General features: G+C 68.7%; 22 protein-coding genes. 17 read left to right on the top strand and 5 right to left on the bottom strand.

Going from position 1 to position 22732, the window contains the following annotated elements; all coding sequences use genetic code 11:
- Nucleotides 1-38: 38 nt before the first annotated feature.
- Nucleotides 39-818 carry an SDR family oxidoreductase gene (locus tag BX604_RS12200; protein WP_098551021.1) on the bottom strand — a complete coding sequence of 260 codons (780 nt, stop codon included), beginning with the start codon at nucleotides 816-818 and terminating at the stop codon, nucleotides 39-41.
- Nucleotides 819-1029: 211 nt separating this feature from the next.
- Between BX604_RS12200 and upp the strand changes: the two genes are divergently transcribed.
- From upp to BX604_RS12125, 14 genes are all read left to right on the top strand, one after another.
- Nucleotides 1030-1680 (top strand): uracil phosphoribosyltransferase, encoded by a 651-nt coding sequence (gene upp, locus BX604_RS12195; protein ID WP_011352740.1) that lies wholly within the window; start codon nucleotides 1030-1032, stop codon nucleotides 1678-1680.
- Nucleotides 1681-1899: 219 nt separating this feature from the next.
- Nucleotides 1900-2628, top strand: coding sequence for a YebC/PmpR family DNA-binding transcriptional regulator (locus BX604_RS12190; RefSeq protein WP_011657518.1), 729 nt, complete (start codon nucleotides 1900-1902; stop codon nucleotides 2626-2628).
- A gap of 104 nt (nucleotides 2629-2732) precedes the next feature.
- Entirely contained in the window at nucleotides 2733-4013 is a 1281-nt protein-coding gene (gene purD / locus BX604_RS12185; protein WP_098551020.1) for a phosphoribosylamine--glycine ligase, read from the top strand.
- A gap of 128 nt (nucleotides 4014-4141) precedes the next feature.
- A complete protein-coding gene (gene hemF, locus BX604_RS12180) occupies nucleotides 4142-5062 on the top strand; it encodes an oxygen-dependent coproporphyrinogen oxidase (protein WP_098551019.1) in 921 nt (306 codons plus the stop codon).
- Between the two features lie 41 nt (nucleotides 5063-5103).
- On the top strand, nucleotides 5104-5817 hold the full coding sequence (locus BX604_RS12175; RefSeq protein WP_098551018.1) for a nicotinate-nucleotide adenylyltransferase: 714 nt from the start codon (nucleotides 5104-5106) through the stop codon (nucleotides 5815-5817).
- Between the two features lie 4 nt (nucleotides 5818-5821).
- Entirely contained in the window at nucleotides 5822-6268 is a 447-nt protein-coding gene (gene rsfS / locus BX604_RS12170; protein WP_098551017.1) for a ribosome silencing factor, read from the top strand.
- 17 nt (nucleotides 6269-6285) lie between these two features.
- A complete protein-coding gene (rlmH, locus tag BX604_RS12165) occupies nucleotides 6286-6756 on the top strand; it encodes a 23S rRNA (pseudouridine(1915)-N(3))-methyltransferase RlmH (RefSeq protein ID WP_098551016.1) in 471 nt (156 codons plus the stop codon).
- Nucleotides 6757-6807: 51 nt separating this feature from the next.
- The gene (locus BX604_RS12160) at nucleotides 6808-7440 is read left to right on the top strand and encodes a Maf family protein (RefSeq protein WP_098551015.1); all 633 of its coding nucleotides are present in this window, start codon (nucleotides 6808-6810) and stop codon (nucleotides 7438-7440) included.
- A gap of 8 nt (nucleotides 7441-7448) precedes the next feature.
- Entirely contained in the window at nucleotides 7449-8918 is a 1470-nt protein-coding gene (rng, locus tag BX604_RS12155; protein ID WP_098551014.1) for a ribonuclease G, read from the top strand.
- 454 nt (nucleotides 8919-9372) lie between these two features.
- Nucleotides 9373-9708, top strand: a complete 336-nt coding sequence (locus tag BX604_RS12150) for a YggL family protein (RefSeq protein ID WP_098551013.1) — start codon at nucleotides 9373-9375, stop codon at nucleotides 9706-9708.
- 468 nt (nucleotides 9709-10176) lie between these two features.
- Nucleotides 10177-11316 (top strand): collagen-like triple helix repeat-containing protein, encoded by a 1140-nt coding sequence (locus tag BX604_RS12140; RefSeq protein ID WP_098551011.1) that lies wholly within the window; start codon nucleotides 10177-10179, stop codon nucleotides 11314-11316.
- Nucleotides 11317-11591: 275 nt separating this feature from the next.
- Nucleotides 11592-12554: a PRC-barrel domain-containing protein gene (locus BX604_RS12135; RefSeq protein ID WP_098551010.1), complete on the top strand. Its 963-nt coding sequence runs from the start codon at nucleotides 11592-11594 to the stop codon at nucleotides 12552-12554.
- Complete coding sequence (locus tag BX604_RS12130) at nucleotides 12551-13819, top strand: MFS transporter (protein ID WP_098551009.1); 1269 nt, start codon at nucleotides 12551-12553, stop codon at nucleotides 13817-13819. Before BX604_RS12135 ends, BX604_RS12130 begins: the two co-directional genes overlap by 4 nt.
- A 35-nt stretch (nucleotides 13820-13854) precedes the next feature.
- Complete coding sequence (locus BX604_RS12125; protein ID WP_098551008.1) at nucleotides 13855-14421, top strand: FUSC family protein; 567 nt, start codon at nucleotides 13855-13857, stop codon at nucleotides 14419-14421.
- A 52-nt stretch (nucleotides 14422-14473) separates the two neighbouring features.
- Here BX604_RS12125 and BX604_RS12120 read toward each other — a convergent pair whose 3' ends face one another.
- Nucleotides 14474-14866 carry an RcnB family protein gene (locus BX604_RS12120; RefSeq protein WP_098551007.1) on the bottom strand — a complete coding sequence of 131 codons (393 nt, stop codon included), beginning with the start codon at nucleotides 14864-14866 and terminating at the stop codon, nucleotides 14474-14476.
- Nucleotides 14867-14949: 83 nt separating this feature from the next.
- Nucleotides 14950-16701 (bottom strand): lipid A export permease/ATP-binding protein MsbA, encoded by a 1752-nt coding sequence (msbA, locus tag BX604_RS12115; protein ID WP_257146296.1) that lies wholly within the window; start codon nucleotides 16699-16701, stop codon nucleotides 14950-14952.
- Between the two features lie 225 nt (nucleotides 16702-16926).
- Here msbA and BX604_RS12110 point away from each other — a divergent pair, with 225 nt between their 5' ends.
- The 3 genes from BX604_RS12110 to BX604_RS12100 all read left to right on the top strand — a co-directional run bounded on the left by BX604_RS12110 (nucleotide 16927) and on the right by BX604_RS12100 (nucleotide 20080).
- Nucleotides 16927-17679: a glycosyltransferase family 2 protein gene (locus BX604_RS12110; protein WP_098551005.1), complete on the top strand. Its 753-nt coding sequence runs from the start codon at nucleotides 16927-16929 to the stop codon at nucleotides 17677-17679.
- Between the two features lie 146 nt (nucleotides 17680-17825).
- Nucleotides 17826-18668, top strand: coding sequence for a glycosyltransferase family 2 protein (locus BX604_RS12105; protein WP_098551004.1), 843 nt, complete (start codon nucleotides 17826-17828; stop codon nucleotides 18666-18668).
- 131 nt (nucleotides 18669-18799) lie between these two features.
- Nucleotides 18800-20080, top strand: a complete 1281-nt coding sequence (locus BX604_RS12100) for an O-antigen ligase family protein (protein WP_098551003.1) — start codon at nucleotides 18800-18802, stop codon at nucleotides 20078-20080.
- 172 nt (nucleotides 20081-20252) lie between these two features.
- Here the strand turns inward: BX604_RS12100 and BX604_RS12095 are convergent, their stop codons facing one another.
- Nucleotides 20253-21431 (bottom strand): glycosyltransferase family 9 protein, encoded by a 1179-nt coding sequence (locus BX604_RS12095; RefSeq protein ID WP_098551002.1) that lies wholly within the window; start codon nucleotides 21429-21431, stop codon nucleotides 20253-20255.
- Between the two features lie 195 nt (nucleotides 21432-21626).
- Nucleotides 21627-22715 carry a glycosyltransferase family 9 protein gene (locus BX604_RS12090; protein ID WP_098551001.1) on the bottom strand — a complete coding sequence of 363 codons (1089 nt, stop codon included), beginning with the start codon at nucleotides 22713-22715 and terminating at the stop codon, nucleotides 21627-21629.
- Between the last annotated feature and the right edge of the window lie 17 nt (nucleotides 22716-22732).

Here is a 22732-nt window from a genome sequence, read left to right as displayed (position 1 = left end):
GTCGATTGTTGTCGTGGGGTGAATGGCGGACGCGCGCGTCAGAACGTGCCCGGATACGCGCCGCCGTCGAGCAGCCAGTTCTGCCCGGTGATGTAGCCGGCATGCACGCTGCAGAGGAACGCGCACGCCGCGCCGAATTCGGCGCGCGTGCCGAGACGCCCGGCCGGGATCTCCTTCGCGCGCCGCGCGCGCATTTCGTCGACCGTCACGCCCTGCGCTTTCGCCGACGACGCAAGCGTCGTCGCGATCCGGTCGGTGTCGAACAGCCCCGGCAGCAGGTTGTTGATCGTCACGCCCTGCCCGGCCACCTTGCGCGACAGCCCGGCGACGAAGCCGGTCAGCCCCGAGCGCGCGCCGTTCGACAGCGCGAGCACGTCGATCGGCGCCTTCACGGCCGAACTCGTGATGTTGACGATCCGGCCGAAGCCGCGCCCGATCATCCCGTCGACGGTCGCGCGAATCAGCTCGATCGGCGTGAGCATGTTCGACTCGAGCGCGCGGATCCAGTCGTCGTGCGAGAAATCGCGAAAGTCGCCGGGCGGCGGGCCGCCGGCATTCGTCACGAGAATGTCGGGGTGCGGGCACGCGGCGAGCGCGGCCGCCCGCCCGTCCGGCGTCGTGATGTCGCACGCGACCGCGGTGACCGACACGTTCGACTCGGCGCGGATCTCCTCGGCGGTTTCCTCCAGCGTGTCGCGCGTGCGCGCGACGATCACGATATTCACGCCCTCGGCGGCCAGCGCTTCCGCGCAGCCGCGCCCGAGTCCCTTGCTCGCCGCGCACACGAGCGCGGTCTTTCCTTCGATGCCGAGATCCATCGTCGATTCCTTTATGGCGACGCGCGCCGGCGCGGCCCGGCCGTGCCGCCGGACGGGCGGCAACGGACATGCACGGCGCGCGGATTGTCGTGAGACGTCGATAATATCCGGATCGCGCGGCGCGCCTTGGTAAAATTGCCGCCATAAGCGACAGTCGGCCTTGCGCCCGCCGCCGCTCCCCGATCCCCTTTTGCCGTCAAGGCACCCCGTCATGAAACAGGACAGCCGTTTCCCGAATCTCTTCATCACCGATCACCCGCTGATCCAGCACAAGCTCACGCACATGCGCGACAAGGACACGTCGACGCGTACGTTCCGCGAGCTGCTGCGCGAGATCACGCTGCTGATGGGCTACGAGATCACCCGCAACCTGCCGATCACGACCAAACGGGTCGAAACCCCGCTGGTGGAAGTCGACGCGCCGGTGATCGCAGGCAAGAAGCTCGCGATCGTGCCCGTGCTGCGTGCCGGCATCGGGATGTCGGACGGCCTGCTCGACCTGGTGCCGTCCGCGCGCGTCGGCCACATCGGCGTGTACCGCGCCGACGACCACCGCCCGGTCGAATACCTGGTGCGCCTGCCCGATCTCGAGGATCGCATCTTCATCCTGTGCGATCCGATGGTCGCGACCGGCTATTCGGCCGTGCACGCGGTCGACGTGCTCAAGCGCCGCAACGTGCCGGCCGCGAACATCATGTTCGTCGCGCTGGTCGCCGCGCCCGAAGGCGTGCAGGTGTTCCAGGACGCGCACCCGGACGTGAAGCTGTTCGTCGCATCGCTCGACTCGCACCTGAACGAGCACGCGTACATCGTGCCGGGCCTGGGCGACGCGGGCGACCGCCTGTTCGGCACCAAGAACTGACGTAACGGCACGGCCGGGCCGTACGGGCCCGGCACGCCGCGACGGCCGCCTGGCCGTTCGGCCATGCGCGGCGGCCCCGAAACGACGGTCGCCGCGTGATAAAATCTCGTTCTACTCGACACGCGCGGCCCCGCGGCATCACGCCCGCCAATACGGCCGCCGATTCAACGACACATTGGCACAATCGCCCGCGCAGCGCGCCCGGGCACGGAGAAAGGTATGGCTGGTCATTCGAAATGGGCCAACATCAAGCACAAGAAGGCAGCGGCTGACGCGAAACGCGGCAAGATCTGGACTCGCCTGATCAAGGAAATCCAGGTCGCGGCCCGCCTCGGTGGCGGCGACGCGAACTCGAACCCGCGCCTGCGCCTGGCCGTCGACAAGGCAGCCGACGCCAACATGCCGAAGGACAACGTCAAGCGCGCGATCGATCGCGGCGTCGGCGGCGCGGACGGCGCGAACTACGAAGAAATCCGTTACGAAGGCTACGGCATCAGCGGCGCGGCAATCATCGTCGACACGCTGACCGACAACCGCATCCGCACGGTCGCGGAAGTCCGTCACGCGTTCTCGAAGTTCGGCGGCAACATGGGCACCGACGGTTCGGTCGCGTTCATGTTCGATCACGTCGGCCAGTTCCTGTTCGCGCCCGGCACGTCGGAAGACGCGCTGATGGAAGCGGCGCTCGAAGCCGGTGCGGACGACGTCAGCACCAACGACGACGGCTCGATCGAAGTGCTGTGCGACTGGCAGGCGTTCTCGGCGGTGAAGGACGCGCTCGAAGCCGCGGGCTTCAAGGCCGAACTCGCCGAAGTGACGATGAAGCCGCAGAACGAAGTCGAATTCACCGGCGACGATGCGGCGAAGATGCAGAAGCTCCTGGACGCGCTCGAGAACCTCGACGACGTGCAGGAGGTGTATACGAACGCCGTCATCGTCGAGGAATGAGATGCCGGCCGCCGTGCGCCCGTCGCGGCGACGGCCTGACCGATTTCGCGGCCGGCGCGCCTGAGCGTGCCGGCCGCCCTGTTTTCTAGTCTGCGGGGAATCCCATGAAACTACTCGTCGTCGGTTCCGGCGGCCGCGAACATGCGCTGGCGTGGAAGCTCGCGCAGTCGCCGCGCGTCCAGATGGTCTACGTCGCGCCGGGCAATGGCGGCACGGCGCAGGACGAGCGTCTGAAGAACGTCGACATCACGTCGCTCGACGCGCTCGCCGATTTCGCGGAAAGCGAAGGCGTCGCATTCACGCTCGTCGGGCCGGAAGCGCCGCTCGCGGCCGGCATCGTCAACCTGTTCCGCGCCCGCGGCCTGAAAGTTTTCGGCCCGACCCGCGAAGCCGCGCAGCTCGAAAGCTCGAAGGATTTCGCGAAGGCGTTCATGAAGCGCCACGGCATTCCGACCGCCGACTACGAAACCTTCTCCGATGCGGCTGCGGCACACGCGTACATCGACGCGAAGGGTGCGCCGATCGTCGTGAAGGCCGACGGCCTCGCGGCCGGCAAGGGCGTCGTCGTCGCGACGACGCTGGAAGAGGCGCATGCCGCGGTCGACATGATGCTGTCGGGCAACAAGCTCGGCGACGCCGGCGCGCGGGTCGTGATCGAGGAATTCCTCGACGGCGAGGAAGCGAGCTTCATCGTGATGGTCGACGGCAAGCACGCGCTGGCGCTGGCTTCCAGCCAGGACCACAAGCGCCTGCTCGACGAGGATCGCGGCCCGAACACGGGCGGCATGGGCGCCTACTCGCCCGCGCCGATCGTCACGCCGCAGATGCACGCACGCGTGATGCGCGAAATCATCATGCCGACGGTGCGCGGGATGGAGAAGGACGGCATCCGCTTCACGGGCTTCCTCTATGCGGGCCTGATGATCGACAAGGAAGGCAATCCGCGCACGCTCGAGTTCAACTGCCGGATGGGCGACCCCGAGACGCAGCCGATCATGGCGCGCCTGAAGAGCGATTTCTCGAAGGTCGTCGAACAGGCGATCGCGGGCACGCTCGACACGGTCGAGCTCGACTGGGACCGCCGCACCGCGCTCGGCGTCGTGCTGGCCGCGCACGGCTATCCGGACGCGCCGCGCAAGGGCGACCGTATCAACGGGATCCCGGCCGAGACCGAACAGACCGTGACGTTCCATGCGGGCACGACGCTCGCCGAAGGCGACAAGCTGGTCACGTCGGGCGGCCGCGTGCTGTGCGTGGTCGGCCTCGCCGATTCGGTGCGCGAAGCGCAGCAGCATGCGTACGACACGATCAACCAGATCCATTTCGAAGGCATGCAGTACCGCCGCGACATCGGCTTTCGCGCACTGAACCGCAAGAGCGCCTGAGGCCCCGATCGCTGCCCTGACCGCCGCCCTGCCCGCGCAGGCGGCGGCCTCCTCTGCCGGGTTCGATAGAATGCCGGCAGATGCCTTTTTTACGGCCCCCGCTTCGCGCGGGGGTACCCAGTCCAGACATGACCGATTCGACCTACGACGTGGCACGCGTGCGCACGTACCTCCAGGGCCTGCAGACACGCATCGCCGACGCGCTCGGCGCGCTCGACGGCACGCCGCTCGCGACCGACGCGTGGCAACGCGGGCCCGAAGAGCGCCTGCGCGGCGGTGGCTGCACGCGGATTCTCGAAGGCGGGCGTGTGTTCGAGCGAGCGGGGATCGGCTTTTCCGACGTCGCGGGCGACGCGCTGCCGCCGTCGGCGAGCGCGGCACGCCCGCAGCTCGCGGGCCGCGGCTTCGAGGCGCTCGGCGTGTCGCTCGTGCTGCACCCGCGCAATCCGTACTGCCCGACCGTGCACATGAACGTGCGGATGCTGATCGCGACGAAGCCGGGCGAGGCGCCGATCTTCTGGTTCGGCGGCGGGATGGATCTGACACCGGTTTATCCGTTCGAGGACGACGCGCGGCATTTCCACCGGACCTGCAAGGACGCGCTCGATCCGTTCGGCGCCGAGCTCTACCCGCGTTTCAAGACGTGGTGCGACGAGTATTTCTTCCTGAAGCACCGCAACGAGACGCGCGGCATCGGCGGGATCTTCTTCGACGATTTTTCCGAGCCCGGTTTCGAACGCTCGTTTGAAATGATGCAAAGCGTCGGCGACGCGTTCCTGAACGCGTACCTGCCGATCGTCGAGCGCCGTGTCGCGCTGCCGTACGGCGAGCGCGAACGCGACTTCCAGGCTTACCGGCGCGGCCGCTACGTCGAATTCAACCTGGTGTTCGACCGCGGCACGCTGTTCGGCCTGCAAAGCGGCGGCCGGACCGAGTCGATCCTGATGTCGATGCCGCCGGTCGCGAACTGGCGCTACAACTGGCAACCCGAGCCGGGCTCGCCGGAAGCGCGCCTGACCGACTTCCTCGTGCCGCGCGACTGGGTCTGAGCCCACCCCGCACTGCCGCCTCAAGAACAGGACACGTTTTTCTGGACACCACCGCCCGCCCCGCCCCGCAACCGCGCCCGCTGCCACATCGCATCGGTCTGCTGGGCGGCACGTTCGACCCGATCCACGACGGCCACCTTGCACTCGCGCGCCGTTTCGCCGACGTGCTCGGCCTGACCGAGCTCGCGCTGCTGCCCGCCGGGCAGCCGTACCAGAAGCGCGACGTGTCGGCCGCCGAGCATCGGCTCGCGATGACGCGCGCCGCTGCCGGGGCGCTGACCCTGCCGGGCGTGACGGTCACCGTCGCGACCGACGAGATCGAGCACGAGGGCCCGACCTATACGGTCGAGACGCTCGCGCGCTGGCGCGAGCGCATCGGCCCCGACGCGTCGCTGTCGCTGCTGATCGGCGCGGACCAGCTGGTCCGCCTCGACACGTGGCGCGACTGGCGCAAGCTGTTCGACTACGCGCACATCTGCGCGTCGACGCGCCCGGGCTTCGAGCTCGACGCGGCGCCGCCCGATGTCGCGCAAGAAATCGCGCGGCGGCAGGCCGGCGCCGACGTGCTGCAAGCCACGCCGAGCGGCCATCTGCTGATCGACAGGACGCTGGCGTTCGATATCGCCGCAACCGACATCCGTGCGCACCTGCGCGAATGCATCGCGCGTCATGCGCAAATGCCCGATGCGTCGGCCGAGCATGTGCCGGCCGCCGTCTGGGCCTATATTCTTCAACATCGTCTCTACCATTCCTGATTCCATGGATATTCGCAAACTGCAGCGCGTGATCGTCGACGCACTCGAAGACATCAAGGCGCAAGACATCAAGGTGTTCAACACCAGCCACCTGACCGAACTGTTCGACCGCGTGATCGTCGCGTCGGGCACGTCGAACCGCCAGACCAAGGCGCTCGCCTCGAGCGTGCGCGACAAGGTCAAGGAAGCCGGCGGCGACATCGTCAGCTCCGAGGGCGAAGACACCGGCGAATGGGTGCTGGTCGACTGCGGCGACGCGGTCGTGCACATCCTGCAGCCGGCCCTGCGCCAGTACTACAACCTCGAGGAAATCTGGGGCGACAAACCCGTGCGGATGAAGCTCGGCGGCGGCAAGGCCCCGAACGGCTTCGCGACGGCCAGCGAGGACGAGGACGACGAGGAAGCCGCGCCCGCACGCCCGGCGCGCAAGACGGCGGCCCGCCGCCGCTGACGCGTCGCGACGTCCCGATGAAGCTTTTCATCCTCGCGGTCGGCCACAAGATGCCGAGCTGGATCGCATCCGGCTTCGACGAATACACAAAGCGGATGCCGCCCGAGCTGCGCATCGAGTTGCGCGAAATCAAGCCCGAGCTGCGTTCGGGCGGCCGTAGCGCGGAAAGCGTGATGGCCGCCGAGCGGCAGAAGATCGAGGCCGCGCTGCCGAAGGGCGCGCGCATCGTCGCGCTCGACGAGCATGGCCGCGACTGGACCACGATGCAGCTCGCGCAGGCGCTGCCCGGCTGGCAGCAGGACGGCCGCGACGTCGCGTTCGTGATCGGCGGCGCCGACGGGCTCGATCCGGAACTCAAGGCGCGTGCCGACCTGCTGCTGCGCATCTCGAGCATGACGCTGCCGCACGGGATGGTGCGCGTGTTGCTCGCCGAACAGCTTTACCGGGCGTGGAGCATCACGCAGAATCACCCTTATCACCGCGCATGACGCGTCGTCCTCGGGACGCGCGCCGCGCGCGCTCAACGAGATAACGACACCATGCCGTCCAGCACGCCCTCCCAGCTTTTTCCGACCCTTTACCTTGCTTCGCAAAGCCCGCGCCGCCAGGAGCTGCTGCAACAGATCGGCGTGCGCTTCGAACTGCTGCTGCCGCGCCCCGACGAAGACGCCGAAGCGCTCGAAACCGAACTGCCCGGCGAAGCCGCCGATGCGTACGTGCAGCGCGTGACCGTCGCGAAGGCGGAAGCCGCGCGTGCGCGGCTCGTCGCGAGCGGCAAGCCTGCCGCGCCCGTGCTGGTGGCGGACACCACCGTGACGATCGACGGCGCGATCCTCGGCAAGCCGGCGGACGCCGACGACGCGCTCGCGATGCTGACCCGGCTCGCCGGTCGCGACCACCAGGTGCTGACCGCCGTCGCCGTGATCGGCGCCGACGGCGCACTGCTGCCGCCCGCGCTGTCGCGCTCGTCGGTACGCTTCGCCGCCGCGCCGCGCGACGCATTCGAGCGTTACGTCGAAACCCGCGAGCCGTTCGGCAAGGCGGGCGCGTACGCGATCCAGGGGCGCGCGGCCGAATTCATCGAGCGAATCGATGGTTCCCATTCGGGTATCATGGGTCTGCCCCTTTTTGAGACTGCCGCGTTGCTGCGCACCGCACGCGTCGCCTTCTGAATCGCACCATGAACGAAGAAATCCTGATCAACCTCACGCCGCAGGAAACGCGCGTCGCACTCGTGCAGCAAGGTGCGGTGCAGGAGCTTCACGTCGAGCGCACGCTGTCGCGCGGACGGGTCGGCAACATCTATCTCGGCAAGGTCGTGCGCGTGCTGCCCGGCATGCAGTCGGCGTTCATCGACATCGGCCTCGAGCGCGCGGCGTTCCTGCACGTCGCCGACATCTGGCATCCGCGCCTCGCGGGCGAGCCGCAGTCGGGCGCTCAGCACCAGCCGATCGAGAAAACCGTGTTCGAAGGCCAGACGCTGATGGTCCAGGTGATCAAGGACCCGATCGGCACGAAGGGCGCGCGGCTGTCGACGCAAGTCAGCATCGCGGGCCGCACGCTCGTCTACCTGCCGCAGGAGCCGCACATCGGCATCTCGCAGAAAATCGAGAGCGAGGCCGAGCGCGAGGCCGTGCGCGCGCGCCTGACCGCCGTGATCCCGCCGGACGAGAAAGGCGGCTACATCGTGCGCACGATCGCCGAGGACGCAACCTCCGACGAACTGGCCGGCGACGTCACCTACCTGCGCAAGACCTGGGCGACGATCGTCGCGCAGGCGCAGCGGCTGCCGGCAACGAGCCTGCTGTACCAGGATCTCGACCTCGCGCAGCGCGTGCTGCGCGATTTCGCGAACGACGACACGACGCGCATCCAGGTCGACTCGCGCGAGACGTACCAGCGCCTGTCGGAATTCGCGGGCGAGTTCACGCCGGCCGTGAGCCCGAAGCTGCATCACTACACCGGCGAGCGGCCGCTGTTCGACCTGTACAACATCGAGACGGAGATCCAGCGCGCGCTGTCGCGCCGCGTCGACCTGAAGTCGGGCGGCTACCTGATGATCGACCAGACCGAAGCGATGACCACCATCGACGTGAACACCGGCGGCTACGTCGGTGCGCGCAACTTCGACGACACGATCTTCAAGACCAACCTCGAGGCCGCGCATACGATCGCGCGGCAGCTGCGGCTGCGCAACCTCGGCGGGATCATCATCATCGACTTCATCGACATGGAGAACGCCGAGCATCGCGACGCGGTGCTGTCCGAGCTGAAGAAGGCGCTGTCGCGCGACCGAACGCGCGTGACGGTCAACACCTTCTCGCAGCTCGGGCTCGTCGAGATGACGCGCAAGCGCACGCGCGAATCGCTCGCGCATGTGCTGTGCGAGCCGTGCCCGACCTGCCAGGGCAAGGGCCAGGTGAAGACGTCGCGCACGGTGTGCTACGACATCCTGCGCGAGATCCTGCGCGAGTCGCGCCAGTTCAACCCGCGCGAATTCCGCGTGATCGCCGCGCAGCAGGTGATCGACCTGTTCCTCGACGAGGAATCGCAACATCTCGCGATGCTGATCGACTTCATCGGCAAGCCGGTGTCGCTGCAGGTCGAGTCGAACCTGAGCCAGGAACAGTACGACATCGTGCTGATGTAACGCTTCGTTCGACCGCGGTTGCGCGAATGCCGTCGCATGCGGCGGGAATGTCGCGCAACCGGCACGCATCGGCGAACGGCGATAACGGCCTATTCCCGATGCGCATCGCGTCCGCCAGCATGCCGAGGGTGAGCGGCACACGCAGCTTGCGGTGACGCCCGGAAAACAACCCGACGAACATCGCCCCCTCTCCTGCCCCGCGAAACCGACGTCGCGCTCGGACGGAAAGCCCCCCGATGGCCGCCGACCTCGGCAAAGCCGAAGCCGCTCGCCATCCCTGTATCATTCGGTCATACGTGCAATCAGCCGCCGGGCCAAGCCGCACCGCGAAACGCATATCGCGACGGCGCAATGCTCGATCCTTTCGCTGCAGACGCCAGGCCGCGCGGCACGTCGAGATAGCGCCCGCGCCAGTCGCGTCGCTATCCTTTCCCACCTCTCACTCATCAATACCATGAGCCAACGCCACAACCGCCGCCAGCGCAAGAAACTCCACATCGCCGAATTCCAGGAACTCGCGTTCAACGCGACCGCGCAATACCGCAACGAGCTGTCCGACCTCGAGCGCGGCCAACTGATCGACTCGTTCATCGATTTCGTCGAAGCGAACGGGCTGCTGACCGTCGCGTCCGCGGACGAAGGGATCGGCGCGTACGTGATCTCCGGCGCGCCGCGCGGCACGACGACCGACGCCGACCGCGAAAGCGTGCGTGCATGGCTCGCCGCACGCCCCGAGCTGACCGACGTCCAGGTCAGCGAATTCACCGACGCGTGGTATCCGGACGCCTGAGCGCCCGGCTTCCTCGCCTCCCGAGCAGTACTCGCGCCGGCCCGCCACGATGGCGGGCCGCGCCGCATCTCCCGCCTGCACGCCTCCCCCTTCCGCCCCGTCCCCGGACACCCGCGCGCACCGCGCCGCCCATACGATTCGCATCGCGTCGACCGGGATTACCCCGAGTTCGGTAGTGAATCGGACGCTTACTTCAATTTAACGATCATTGAAAGAAGTCTCCCGCCGACACGCCTACTCTGATCACAAGGAATCCGGTGATTACGGCACGATCCGCAAGCAAGGCGAAAGAATGCAAATCGCTCGCCCTGCAGGCAATCCGGGTTCCGAGACAGGCGAAAACGCGACACGGCGACAGGTCAATCAGGGAGACAACAACGATGCGCCCGACGCTTCCCTTCCGCGGCAACGACATACCGGCGCACACGAAGGCCGCCTGATCCACTCCAGAACAGAGACGAGGACGACATGAACACGCCCATCAATCAAGCAGGACTCCGAATGATCATGATCGCGGCCGGCGCCGCGGCGCTGATGTCGCTGTCCGCCTGCGGCGGCTCCGGCACGCTGAGCCAGGGCACCGGCGGCTCCGGATCCGGCTCGGGAGACACGACGGCATCGACCGGCGGCACCGGCAGCGGTTCCGGCGGCACGTCGGCCAACGGCGTCGGCCAGACGGCCGATGCGTCGAGCAACATCGTGACGGCCACGGGCGGCGCCGTCTCGGGCGTCGGCACGACGATCGCGGCCCAGTCGCTGCCCGGCACGAATGCAGCGACGACGCAGGGGCTCGGCACGGTCGTGCAGGATGCGGGCGCGGCGGTCTCGACGCTCGGCACCGGTATCGGCTCGGGTCTCGGCCAACTGGGCGCATCGTCGAATCCGGTCGGCACGACGGTCGCGAGCACGGGCGGCGTGGTCACGAATCTCGGCGACGCGGTCGCCGCCACGGGCGGTGTGGTCTCGAGCCTCGGTGCGAGCGGCTCGGCGCTGGCGCCGCTCGCGCCCGTCACGTCGCCGGTCGGCGGCGCCGTCACCACGCTCGGCAACACGATCGCCGGCGGCGGCGCGACGCTCGGCACGCAACTGTCGAGCGGCCCGGTCGCACAGATCACGGGCACGGCCAGCTCCGCGATCACGCCGATCACGTCGACGGTCGGCTCGGTCACGCAGACGGTCGCGGCAAGCACGCCGCTCGGCGCGCCGATCACGAATCTCGTGACGACCGTCGGCAACGGCGTCGCGAACGCAGGCACGATGATCGCGAAGACCGGCAACAATCCGGTCACGACCGGCGTCGGCAACGTCGTGACGGCCACCGGCAATACGGTGGCAACCGCGGGCACGGCACTGCTCGGCGGCGGCGCGGCCACGACGAGCCCGCTGTCCCCGGTGACGGGGCTCCTGTCGACCGGCGCACTCGGCGGTGCGACCGGCGGCAGCAACCCGCTCGGCACACTGACGTCGGCGGTCGGCACCGTGACGAACGCCACCGGCAGCACGCCGGCAGGCGGCCTGACGGGCGGCAGCGGCGCCGGCGCGCTGTCGAAGACGGGCGGCGGCTTGCTCGCGCCGGTCACGACGACGCTCGGCGCACTGGTCAAGTAACGGCACACCGGCAGCCCGCGCGCGGCGCCCGTACCGTCGTCGACGGTCGGGCGCCGCTGCCGTCGCGACGGCCCGGTTGCGTGTCACACCCCCACCCGTTCGCGCCCCCTTCCGCCCCGCCATCCCGCTCCCGCGCTGCCGCAAAAATCTGCGGAAATCGGTCCTGAAAGGAAGACACGTTAAACTCTCACCTCGCGTGGTGCGCCGCCCGCACCCGCCATCCATCGCCAGCCGCGTGCCGTCGTGCGCGCCCCCGACCCATGGAGTGAGTGTCAATGAGCGGCGGACCTCCGTTTCCCGCATCCCGCATGTCGTCCCCGTCTTCGACGGTCCTGCTGATTCTCGCCGCCGCCGCGCTGCTGTCCGGCTGCGGGCTGCTGTCGACGCAAAATCCGCCCGCGCCGATCAGCGAGGCGCTCGTCGAGCCCATCGAGGAAGCCGCCGGCGAACCGCTCACGATGCCGCCCGTGCCGCCGCTCGTGCATCCGGAGGAACCGGAAGCGCCGAAAAAGCCGCATCGCGAGGTGCCGCGCCCGAAGCCGGTGCAGCGTCCCGAATCGCCGACGCCGGTGTCTGCGCCGCCGGCCCCGATCGTCGCGACCCGCCCGCTCGACCGCACCCAGATCCATGCACTGCTCGACAGCGAAGTCGCGCGCCGCAACGGCAAGGTGATCGGCCGCGCGGTCGACATGGTGGCGGACGCGAGCGGCAAGCCGCGCGAGATGATCGTCAACCTGCAGGGCTTCATGGGTGTCGGCGACCGCAAGGTCAGCTTCCCCTGGAATGTGTTCCGCTTCACGCCCGGTGGCAAACAGGAGCCGATCGTGCTCGACGTGCCGTCGGGCGAGCTGCCGCCGGCCGCACGGCCCAAGGCCGTGCCGCTGTCGGGTTCGGCCGCGGCGTCGCCCACGACGCGCTTGCCGATGCTCGACAGCGAGGTCGAGCGCCCGAACGGCACGAAGATCGGCCGCGTCGTCGACGTGCTGATCGACCGCGCCGCGCAGCCGCAGGCCGTCGTGCTCGACCTCGGCGGGCTCGTCAATACCGACCGCCGCTCGATCGCCGCGAGCTGGGGCGCGCTGCGCTTCGTCACGCGCGACAAGGCGCTGCATCCGCAGCTCGACCTGAACGACGCACAGATCAAGGCGTCGCCGCCCTACGCGGCCGACAAGCCGATCGTCGCGGTCTTCCCGCCCGTTGCCCCGGCACCGGCTTCGTCTGCGAGTGCGACCCGATGACGATCAAGCATTCCGTCACCGCTCGCAGTCTGCGGTCCCTCGACTGGCTCAACTTCTTCGTCGCAAACGTTCAAACCGGGTTCGGTCCGTTCATCGCGTCCTACCTCGCGTCGCACAAGTGGACGCAGGGCGAGATCGGCATGGTGCTGTCGATCGGCACGATCAGCGCAATGGTCAGCCAGGTGCCCGGCGGCGCGGCCGTCGATGCGCTGAAAAACAAGAAAGGCGCGGCCGCGTGGGCGATCGCGGCGATCATCCTGTCCGCGGTGCTGCTCGCGTCGAGTCCGACGATCGTGCCGGTGATCGCGGCCGAAGTGTTCCACGGCTTCGCGAGCTGCATGCTCGTGCCGGCGATGGCCGCGATCTCGTTCTCGCTGGTCGGGCGCGCCGATCTCGGCGACCGGCTCGGCCGCAACGCGCGCTGGGCGTCGATCGGCAGCGCGGTCGCCGCGGGCCTGATGGGGCTCACCGGCGAGTATTTCTCCGCACGCGCGGTGTTCTGGCTGACCGCCGTGCTCGCATTGCCCGCGCTGTTCGCGCTCGCGATGATCCAGCCGACGCACGAAGTGATCCCGCAGTCGTCGAAACCCGACGATCACGACCATCGCGACGAAGGCGAGCACCGCGAAACGCTGCTCGAACTGCTGCGCGATCGCCGGATGCTGATCTTCGCGGCGTGCGTGGTGCTGTTCCACCTGTCGAACGCCGCGATGCTCAACCTCGCGGCCGGCGAAGTGACGGCCGGGATGGGCGAGAACGTGCAACTCGTGATCGCCGCCTGCATCATCGTGCCGCAGGCGATCGTCGCGATGCTGTCGCCGTGGGTCGGCCGCTCCGCGCAACGCTGGGGGCGCCGGCCGATCCTGCTGCTCGGCTTCTCGGCGCTCCCGGTCCGCGCCCTGCTGTTCGCCGGCGTGAGCAGCCCGTACCTGCTGGTGCCGGTGCAGATGCTCGACGGCATCAGTGCGGCGGTGTTCGGCGTGATGCTGCCGCTGATCGCGGCCGACGTCGCGGGCGGCAAGGGACGCTACAACCTGTGCATCGGGCTGTTCGGGCTCGCGGCCGGGATCGGCGCGACGCTCAGTACGGCCGTGGCCGGCTATGTCGCCGATCACTTCGGCAATGCGACCAGCTTCTTCGGGCTCGCCGGCGCGGGCGCGCTCGCGGTACTGCTGGTCTGGCTCGTGATGCCGGAAACGCGCGTCGAGAACGGCGATGCGACCACGGGCGAGCCGGCCGCCGCGTCGCCCGAACAGGCACGCTGACGCAGCCCCGACAACCGATTCTCGACCGACGAACGATGGATACGATCAGGACCCTCAACGAAGCGCGCCAGCAGATCCAGCAGTCGATCTTCGATCTGTTCAAGGGGCTCTCGTTCAGCGAACGGCTCGCGCAAGGCGCGCTGATGGCGCTGCAGGCCGTCTGCGGCGCATGCCTCGCATACGCGATCGGCCGCGCGCTGCACACCGAGCAGGCCGTATGGGCGGCCATCACCGCGATCGCCGTCACTCAGCACAACTATTCGGACACGATGTCGCTGTCGCGCGACCAGTTCATCGGCGCGATGATCGGCGGCTTGCTGGGCTTCGCCGGCGCGGCGCTCGGCGGCGATCGCCTCGTTGCCTACGCAATCACCGTCGCGATCGTGATCGTCAGTTGCTGGTGCCTGAACGTCGGCAGCGCGGCACGACTCGGCGGCGTGACCGCAACGATCGTGCTGCTGTTTCCGGGCAACGGCCCGCTATGGGACATTCCGCTGATGCGGCTCGGCGAGGTCGCGCTCGGTACCGTCTGCGCGCTGGCCGTGTGCTGGGCGATGTCGCGAATCGAGCGACGCTGGTTCCGCAGGGCAGCGGCCAAATGACGCGACGGCCGGGACGCATGCCCGGCCGCCGGATGAAGGATCGAATGACGCGTTACGGGCCGACCCGCAACACGATGCCCGAGCCGATCTGCACGAGCAGATAGTCGCCGCCGACGCCGACCCACTGATAGCCGCGCGGCGGCGCGCTCAGGTGGTAGCCGCGCCAGTCGTCGACCACGTACTGGCGATCGCGGAATTCGTTGGGAAGCCGGTCGCCCTTGTGCCAGTCGCGGTGCGGCTGGTCGGCCCAGCGCTGCGGAACATCGTCGTCGCGATGCATCACCTGACCGGGCGTCGTGTGCTGCGGGCCATGGCCACGCTGCATGCCGGGGCCGCCGTGATTGTCGTGCTTGTCGTAGTTGCCGTGATCCTGCGCCATCGCGACCGGCGCTGCGAAACCCGCAGCGATCAGTGCGGCCAGCATCATTCCGTGCATCTTCTTCATTGTCCGTCCCTCCGAGTTGTCACGTCGAACCAGAAACGACTGCACCTGCCCGATGAAGCCTAGCACAGACGCGTGAACCGGCGTCACGCGGCCTGTTGCTGGTACTGGATCCGGTGCAGGTGCGCGTACAGCCCGCCGTGGCGCAGCAGTTCGTCGTGGCTGCCCTCCTCGACGATCTTGCCGGCCTCGAGCACGAGGATCCGGTCCGCGCGCTCGATGGTCGACAGCCGGTGCGCGATCACGAGCGTCGTGCGGCCTTCCATCAGCCGTTCGAGCGCCGCCTGCACATGGCGCTCCGATTCCGAATCGAGCGCGGAGGTCGCCTCGTCGAGGATCAGGATCGGCGCGTCCTTGTAGATCGCACGCGCGATCGCGAGCCGCTGCCGCTGGCCGCCCGACAGGCGCATTCCGTTGCCGCCGACCAGCGTGTCGAGCCCGTCGGGCATCGCGGCGACCGCGTCGGCCAGGTTCGCGGCCTCGAGCGCGGCCTGCACGCGCGCGCGGTCGGGCGTCTGCCCGTACGCGACGTTCGCGGCGATCGTGTCGTTGAACAGTATGACGTCCTGGCTGACCATCGCCATCTGGCCGCGCAGCGCGTGGAGGTCGTAGTCGGCCACCGGCACGCCGTCGACGAGGATCGCGCCGCCCGTCGGATCGAAGAAGCGCGGCAGCAGGTTCACGAGCGTCGTCTTGCCGCTGCCGGATGGCCCCGCGAGCGCGATCATCTCGCCCGGCGCGACCTTGAACGAAATGCGGTCGAGCGTCGGCCGCTCGGCCGCGCCGTAATCGAACGTCACGTCACGGAACTCGATCTCGCCGCGCGCATGCGACAACGCACGCCCCCCGCCCTGCGGCTCGGCCGGCTCGTCGATCAGCCCGAAGATCAGCTCGGCGGCGGTCATCCCGCGCTGCAGCGGCTGGTTCACGTCGATCAGGTGCTTGAGCGGCGAAATCACGAGCAGCATCGACGTGACGAACGCGACGAAGCCGCCGACCGTCGTCTGGTCGTTGCTCGACTGCACGACCGCGATGGTGATCACGACCGCGAGCGCGATCGACGCGAGGAACTGCGTCAGCGGCTGCGCGAGCCCGCCCGAGATCGTCATGCGCATCGCATAGCCGCGCAGGCGCTTGCTCATCGTCGAGAAGCGGTCCATCTCGTACGCTTCGCCGTTGTGCACCTTGACGACCTTGTAGCCGGCGACCGTCTCCTCGACGATGTACGACAGCTCGTTGGTCAGTGTCTGGTGCTCGCGGTTCAGGCGCCGCAGGCGGCGGTTGATCTTGCTGACGAGCCAGCCGATGCCCGGCAGGATCACCGCGACGATCAGCGTGAGCCGCCAGTTCAGGTAGAACAGGTAGCCGAGCAGGAACACCACCGTCAGCGAGTCGCGCACGAGCGTGACCATCACGCCGGTCAGCACCGACAGGATCTGGTTGACCTCGAACACGATCGCGTTGATCACGGTGCTCGCGGTTTCGCGCTGGAAGAACGACGCGCCCGTGTGGAGCATCCGCTGGAACATCTCGAGCCGCAGTTGCAGCAGGATGCGGTTCGAAACGTAATTGAGCAGGTAGTTCGACGCGTACTGCGATACGCCGCGCACGAGCGCGAGGCCGATCACCGCGATCGGCACGTACCATTTCGCGCGGTCGCTGCCGTGCGCGCCGAACCCGTGGTCGAGCAGCGGCTTGAGCAGCGCCGGAATCCCGGCTTCCGTGGCTGCGACAACGCCCATCGTCATCACGGCGAGCACCACGATGCCGATGAGCGGCCGGATGTACGGCCACAGGCGCTTGAGGACCGTGACCGGCGACGTAGTCGTGCCGTCCATCGGTTTGCGAAGAGTGTTCTGGGTTTCCAAGGCAATCCTTCTTGAGCCGCGACGCGGCGCCCGGAGCATGACTGTCCGGGGTTCGCCCCCGTCCGGCGGGTGCCGAAAAAGGCCCAACATTATAGCCGTACCGCCTGCGCCGGCACGGCCGCCGCCGAAGCGGCCGCCAGCCGGCGCGCGGGTATACTGCCGCTCACCGTTTTCTCCGCCTTTTCGACGATTTTCATGGCAGAACCCACACTCGGCGTCGCCCTCATCGCCCTCAATGCGGCCGCGCGGCTCGCGCAGTGCCTCGATGCGCTGGCCTTCGCCGACGACGTCGTCGTGATCGACGGCGGCAGCACCGACGATACCGTCGCGATCGCCCGCGCGCACGGCGCCCGCGTGATCGTGGAGCGCGACTGGCCGGGCTTCGGCCCGCAGAAGAACCGCGCGCTCGACGCGCTCGACACCGACTGGATCCTGTCGCTCGACACCGACGAAGTGGTCAGCCCGGAACTCGCGCAATCGATCGGCGACGCGATCCGCGCGCCGGCCGCGCAGGTCTACGCGGTCGACCGGCTGTCGAGCTTCTGCGGCCAGTGGATCCACCACAGCGGCTGGTATCCGGACTGGATCCCGCGCCTGTTCCGGCGCGGCGCGGCCCGCTTCTCCGACGATCTGGTGCACGAACGCCTCGTGTTCGACACGCCCGCGCAGCGGCTGTCCGGCAAGCTGATGCACTATTCGTACGAAGATTTCGAAACGGTCGTGCGCAAGCTCGATGCGTATTCGACGGCCGGCGCGCGCCAGCGCCGCGCGGCCGGCCAGCGCGGCGGCTTCGGCAAGGCGCTCGCGCGCGGCGCGTGGGCGTTCGTGCGGACCTACGTGCTGCGGCGCGGGTTTCTCGACGGCCGCGCGGGCTTCATGATCGCCGTATTCAACGCGGAAACCGTCTATTACCGGTTCCTGAAGCTCGGCCACGAACCGGCCCGCTGAGCACGCCCCGCGCTGCCCTTGCCCTGATGCCGCCGGCAAGCGGCCGGCCCGGCGTTACAATGCCGGGCTTGCCCGCGCACCATCCGCGCCCGCCCGAGGCGGCGCGCCTCGCGCCGCCGACACGACGACCACCGAATTCGACCGCCATGTTCTCCATCATCATCCCGACCTGGAACAACCTGCCGTACCTCAAGCTCGTCGTCGACAGCCTGCGCCGCCACTCCGCGTACGATCACCAGATCATCGTGCACGTGAACGACGGCTCGGACGGCACGCTCGACTGGGTGCGCCACGAAGGCATCGAGCACACCGCGTCGCCGGCCAACATCGGCATCTGCCACGCGGTGAACCTGGCCGCCGCGCGCGCGACGCGCGACTACGTCGTCTACATGAACGACGACATGTACTGCTGCCCCGGCTGGGACGCGGCGCTCGTGCGGCGCATCGAACAGATGCCGACCGATCTCTTCATGCTGTCCGGCACGATGGTCGAGCCGGTCGACACGCGCAACCCGTGCGTCGTCGTCAGCAATTTCGGCCGCGATGCCGAACAGTTCGACGCGGCGGGCCTCGTCGCGGCCACGCCGAAGCTCGCGCGCGCGGACTGGCTCGGCTCGACCTGGCCGCCGACGCTCGTGCATCGCGACTGGTGGAACCGCATCGGCGGCTACAGCAGCGAACTGTCGCCCGGGATGAGCAGCGACAACGATTTCTCGATGAAATTCTGGGATGCCGGCTGCCGGATCTTCCTCGGCGCCGGCGACAGCCTCGTCTACCACTTCCAGCAGAAGAGCACGGGCAAGATCGTCAAGAACGACGGCCGCCGCCAGTTCCTCAACAAATGGGGCATGACGCAGGCCACGTTCGACCGCTATTACCTGCATCGCGGCGAGCCGGCCGGCTCGCGCATCGCGCTCGACACACCGGCCGTCGAAGGGCGGCTCAAGCGCGCGTTGCTGCGCTCGCGGATCAAGCGCGCATTCAGCTGATCGGGCCCCGGAAACGGCGCGGAAACGCACGCTGCTTCGCGTATACTGCGCGCTTCGCCCCGGGTGCCCTCGGGGCGCGCGGCGCGCAGCACGGTGCCCGCATGCCGCATTCGTCCATTCGACAGGTCCCGATGCTTTCGTTTTCGTCTCACGCCACGCGGCGCCTCACCGCGGCCCGCACCTTCGCCGTCATCGCGCTCTGCATGGTGCCCGTCTCGACCGCGCTGACCAACGTGTTCTGCGCGCTGTTCGCGGTCGCACTCGTGATTTCCCCGGAATTCTGGCGCGACCTGCGCACGTTCGTCACCGAACCGGTGTCGCTCGCGGCGCTGCTGATCCTCGCGGCGCTGGCCGCGAGCGTCGCGTACACGGTTGCACCGCACCCGAAGGCATGGAACTGGGTCGCCAAGTACGACAAGCTGCTGCTGCTGCCGTTTGCCGTCCTCGCATTCCGCCAGTCGAACTGGGCGCCGATCGTGCGGCGCTGCTGGTTCGGCACGCTGTGCGTGATCCTGCTGCTGTCGACCACCAACTATCTCGGGCTGACCGCGATCGGGCCCGCGCATGCGACCGAGCTGCCGCTGTCGCGCGCGTGGGTGTTCAAGAACCACATCGCGGCCGGCATGTTCGGCGCGCTGCTGTTCTACCAGGCGGCCGATCTCGCGCTGTCGGCCCGCACCACGCTGTCGCGTGCCGCGTATGCCGGCGTCGCCGCGTGGTCGCTGATCAACGTGTTCGTGATGCTCCAAGGGCGCACCGGGCAGGTCATCGCGCTGCTGCTGATCCTCGTCGTCGCCGTGCGTTTCGTGCTGCTGCTGCGCCGCCAGTCCGCGCTGCGCGCGGGGCTCGCCGCCGGCGCGCTGCTGCTGGCCGGCGCCGCCCTCGTCACGGCCGCGTGCATGGAGCACAACGGCCGGCTCGTGAAGGTCGTCTCCGAAGTGCAGCAGTATCGGCAGTCCGATGCGGCCACGTCGACCGGGCTGCGTCTCGAGTGGTACAAGAAGGGGCTCGAGCTGTATCGCGTGCGCCCGGTGCTCGGCTATGGTGCGGGCGGCCTCGAGTTCGAGTTCCAGAAGCTCTCGGCAGGCAAGACGGCGGCGGAAGGCCAGCTCACGTCGAATCCGCATAACGAATACATGCTGATGGCCGTGCAGCTCGGCACGCTCGGCGTGCTGCTGTTCGTGAACCTGATCGTGCAGATCGCGCGCGGCAGCCGCGCGCTGGATCCGCGCTCGCGGCATTTGCTGCTCGGCTGGCTCGCGATCTTCGCGATCGGCAGTCTCGCGAATTCGCTGCTGCTCGATTTCGCCGAAGGGCACCTGCTGGTGCTGCTTGCAGGCATCCTGCTCGGCTGCGGCGAGCGCGTCGAAGCGCTGCCGCGCGAGACGTCGGCGATCCGGCGCAGCGCGTAACGCGACGCGCGGACAGGCGGGCAGCGGTACGCGCCGTTACCTGCCTGCCGCCGAAGCAGCGTCAGCGGCGGCGCATCCGCGCCGCGATCAGACAAGCGGGTACGCGCCTTCGACGCGTCACGTCGCGACGTCACTCCCCCTCTTCAAATCAGGAAACCGCGGCTCGCGCGCGTCAGTCCGGCCGCGCGCGGTGCAGCCGCGACGTGTCGACGATCGTGTCGGCCACGCCCGGCGGAGTCAGCCCGAGCATCTCGGCAGCCGCGGCCTTCACGCGCTGCGTCCCGAGATTGACGAGACAGTCGCTGCGGCTCTCGACATGGCGCTCGCAGCCCTCGTGCCGGCACGGCACGCAGTCGCCCTCGCCCTGCAGCAGCCACACGTTGCCATGCCGCCCCGAGCCGCGCAGCGACCACGGATTCTCGGTCGCCGGCCAGTGCTGCGGCCACGGCCCCCAGCGCACCGGATCGGACGGACCGAACAGCGCGATCGTGTCGGTGCCGGTTGCGGCCGCGACGTGCGTCGCGCCCGTATCGGGCCCGATGAACAGCTTCGCGCGCCGCACGAGCTCCGCGCTTTCGCCGAACGTGAGGCGGCCGACCAGGTTCAGCACGTCGCCGCCCGCCATCGCGGCGACCTGCTCCGCGTACTCGCGCTCGCGATCGGCCGGACCACCCGACAACGCGATCGCGAACCCCTGCGCGCGCAGCCATTCGATCATCTCGACCCAGCCTTCGAGCCGCCATTGCTTGTAGCGGAACATCGGATACGGATGCAGCACGACGAGCGGCTTGCCGTCGCGAATCGCCGGCGACTCCGCAAGCCACGCGTCGAAGCGCGCGCGCCGCGCGGGATCGTCGCCGATGCCCGGCGCGACGACCTCCGACACCGGTTCGATGCCGATCACGGGCGCGAGCGCCAGCGTGCTGACGACCGTATGGGCGGATTCGTGGTGATTGATCGCGATCCCGTCGAGCATCATCCGCGTGAGCCACGTGACGCGATTCGGGTCGACGAGGCCGACGCGCTTGCGGCCGGCAAACCAGCTGTAGAAGCGCGGACGGTCGGAGCTCAGCGCCGCGCACGCGAGATCGTAGCGGCGCCACATCGACATCGCATCGCGCAGCCGCTCGCCGAACTTCGCGCGCTGCGCGACGACGATCACGCGCCGCACGTCGGGGTTGTGCTCCAGCACGCCCTCGGTGCCGCGAAACACCAGCATGTCGATCTGCGCGTCGGGCCAGCGCGCCTTCAGCGAACGCACGAGCGGCGTCGTCAGCAGCACGTCGCCGATACGGCGCGGCGCGGCGACGAGGATGGTTCTGGGCGGGCGGGCGGAAGAAAACAGGGCCACGTCAATCGATCCGTCTAGCTGGCTGGACAAGGCTCGCAATGTACAGGATTTTGCGGCGGCCGGCGCGACGTCGGCGCAGCGCGGCACGTCGCTACCGGGCTTCGCCAGCCGGCGGCACGGCACCGCCAGGCAGGGCCTACCGCCCTGCCCGCTGCGCGTACGCTTGCCGTGCCGGCACTGCCCGCGTATCCGGCGCTACGAAACGAGCGCGCCGATCTCGCGTTCCGCACTCGCCGCAACCGGGAGGAGCATTGCCTCGCTCGTCGGCTCGTCGTGGTGTCCGGTCTGGTCCAGCAGATGACGCACCGCGCGCTCGAGCGCGTCGACGCCGATCGCGTCGACCGTCGCGCCGGCCCGCAGGATCATGTGCGGCACGCCGAGCGGATGCCAGCGCAGGTATTTCTCGGGACGGTCCTCGAACAGCGCGGCGACCGGCACGCCGAGTGCCGACGCGAGATGCACGGGCGCGCTGTCGGCCGACACGATCGCGTCGAGCAGGCTCGCGGCCGCCGTCAGCTCGGCGACCGACGACGGCGTGACGTGCCGGGCGGCCACATCGCGCCATGCGTCGCGGTCGGCGTCGGCCACACCGGCCGGATCGCGGAACACGATCACGTCGGCGAACGGCGCAAGCCGCCGGGCGAGCTCGCACCACCGCGCGACCGGCCAGCGTCGCTCGGCCGCCTTGTTCGACACGAACAGCCCGACGCGCGGTTTGGTGCGCGGCCCGAGCAGCCGGTACCACGTGTCCTGCAGCGCGCGGTCCGGGTGGACGGACAGCACGAGACCGTCGAGATCGGTACGGCCGAGTTCGGGCACGAGACGAAAGCCCGACAGCGCCTCGTGACACATCGGCCGCGCTGCGACGTGCTCGGGCTTGCGATCGTCGAATTCGGAATCGGCATCGTGCCAGCGGCTATCCTTCACGCCGAGCTGCCGCGCGAACTGGATGCTGCTGCGATGCATGCCGCCGTTCGGCACGACCACGAGGTCGAACCGCAGGCGGCGCAGCCGGCGGACGAGCCGCAGCCGGTCGAAGAAGGCGCGCATCCGCCCGGGACGGTCGTTGCGCTCGCACTGCCGGCTGTACACGTAGGTGTGGACCGTGTGCACGTCCGGATTGCCGGCCAGTGCAGCCGCGTTGTAGCGGTTCGCGACCACGTGCAGTTCCGCGCCGGGCCAGCGCTGTTTCAGCTCGCCGAGAAAAGCGGTCGTGCACAGCATGTCGCCCAGAAAATCAATCCGGATCACGAGGATCCGCCCCGTCGGTTTCCCGTTGGCCATTGTGTGGTGTCGCTGTC

The sequence above is a fragment of the Burkholderia sp. JKS000303 genome, from assembly GCF_002563755.1.
GTDB classification, from domain to species: domain Bacteria; phylum Pseudomonadota; class Gammaproteobacteria; order Burkholderiales; family Burkholderiaceae; genus Burkholderia; species Burkholderia anthina_B.
The sequence above is the reverse complement of the archived record's forward strand: the minus strand, read 5'-3'. Positions and strand labels throughout refer to the sequence as shown.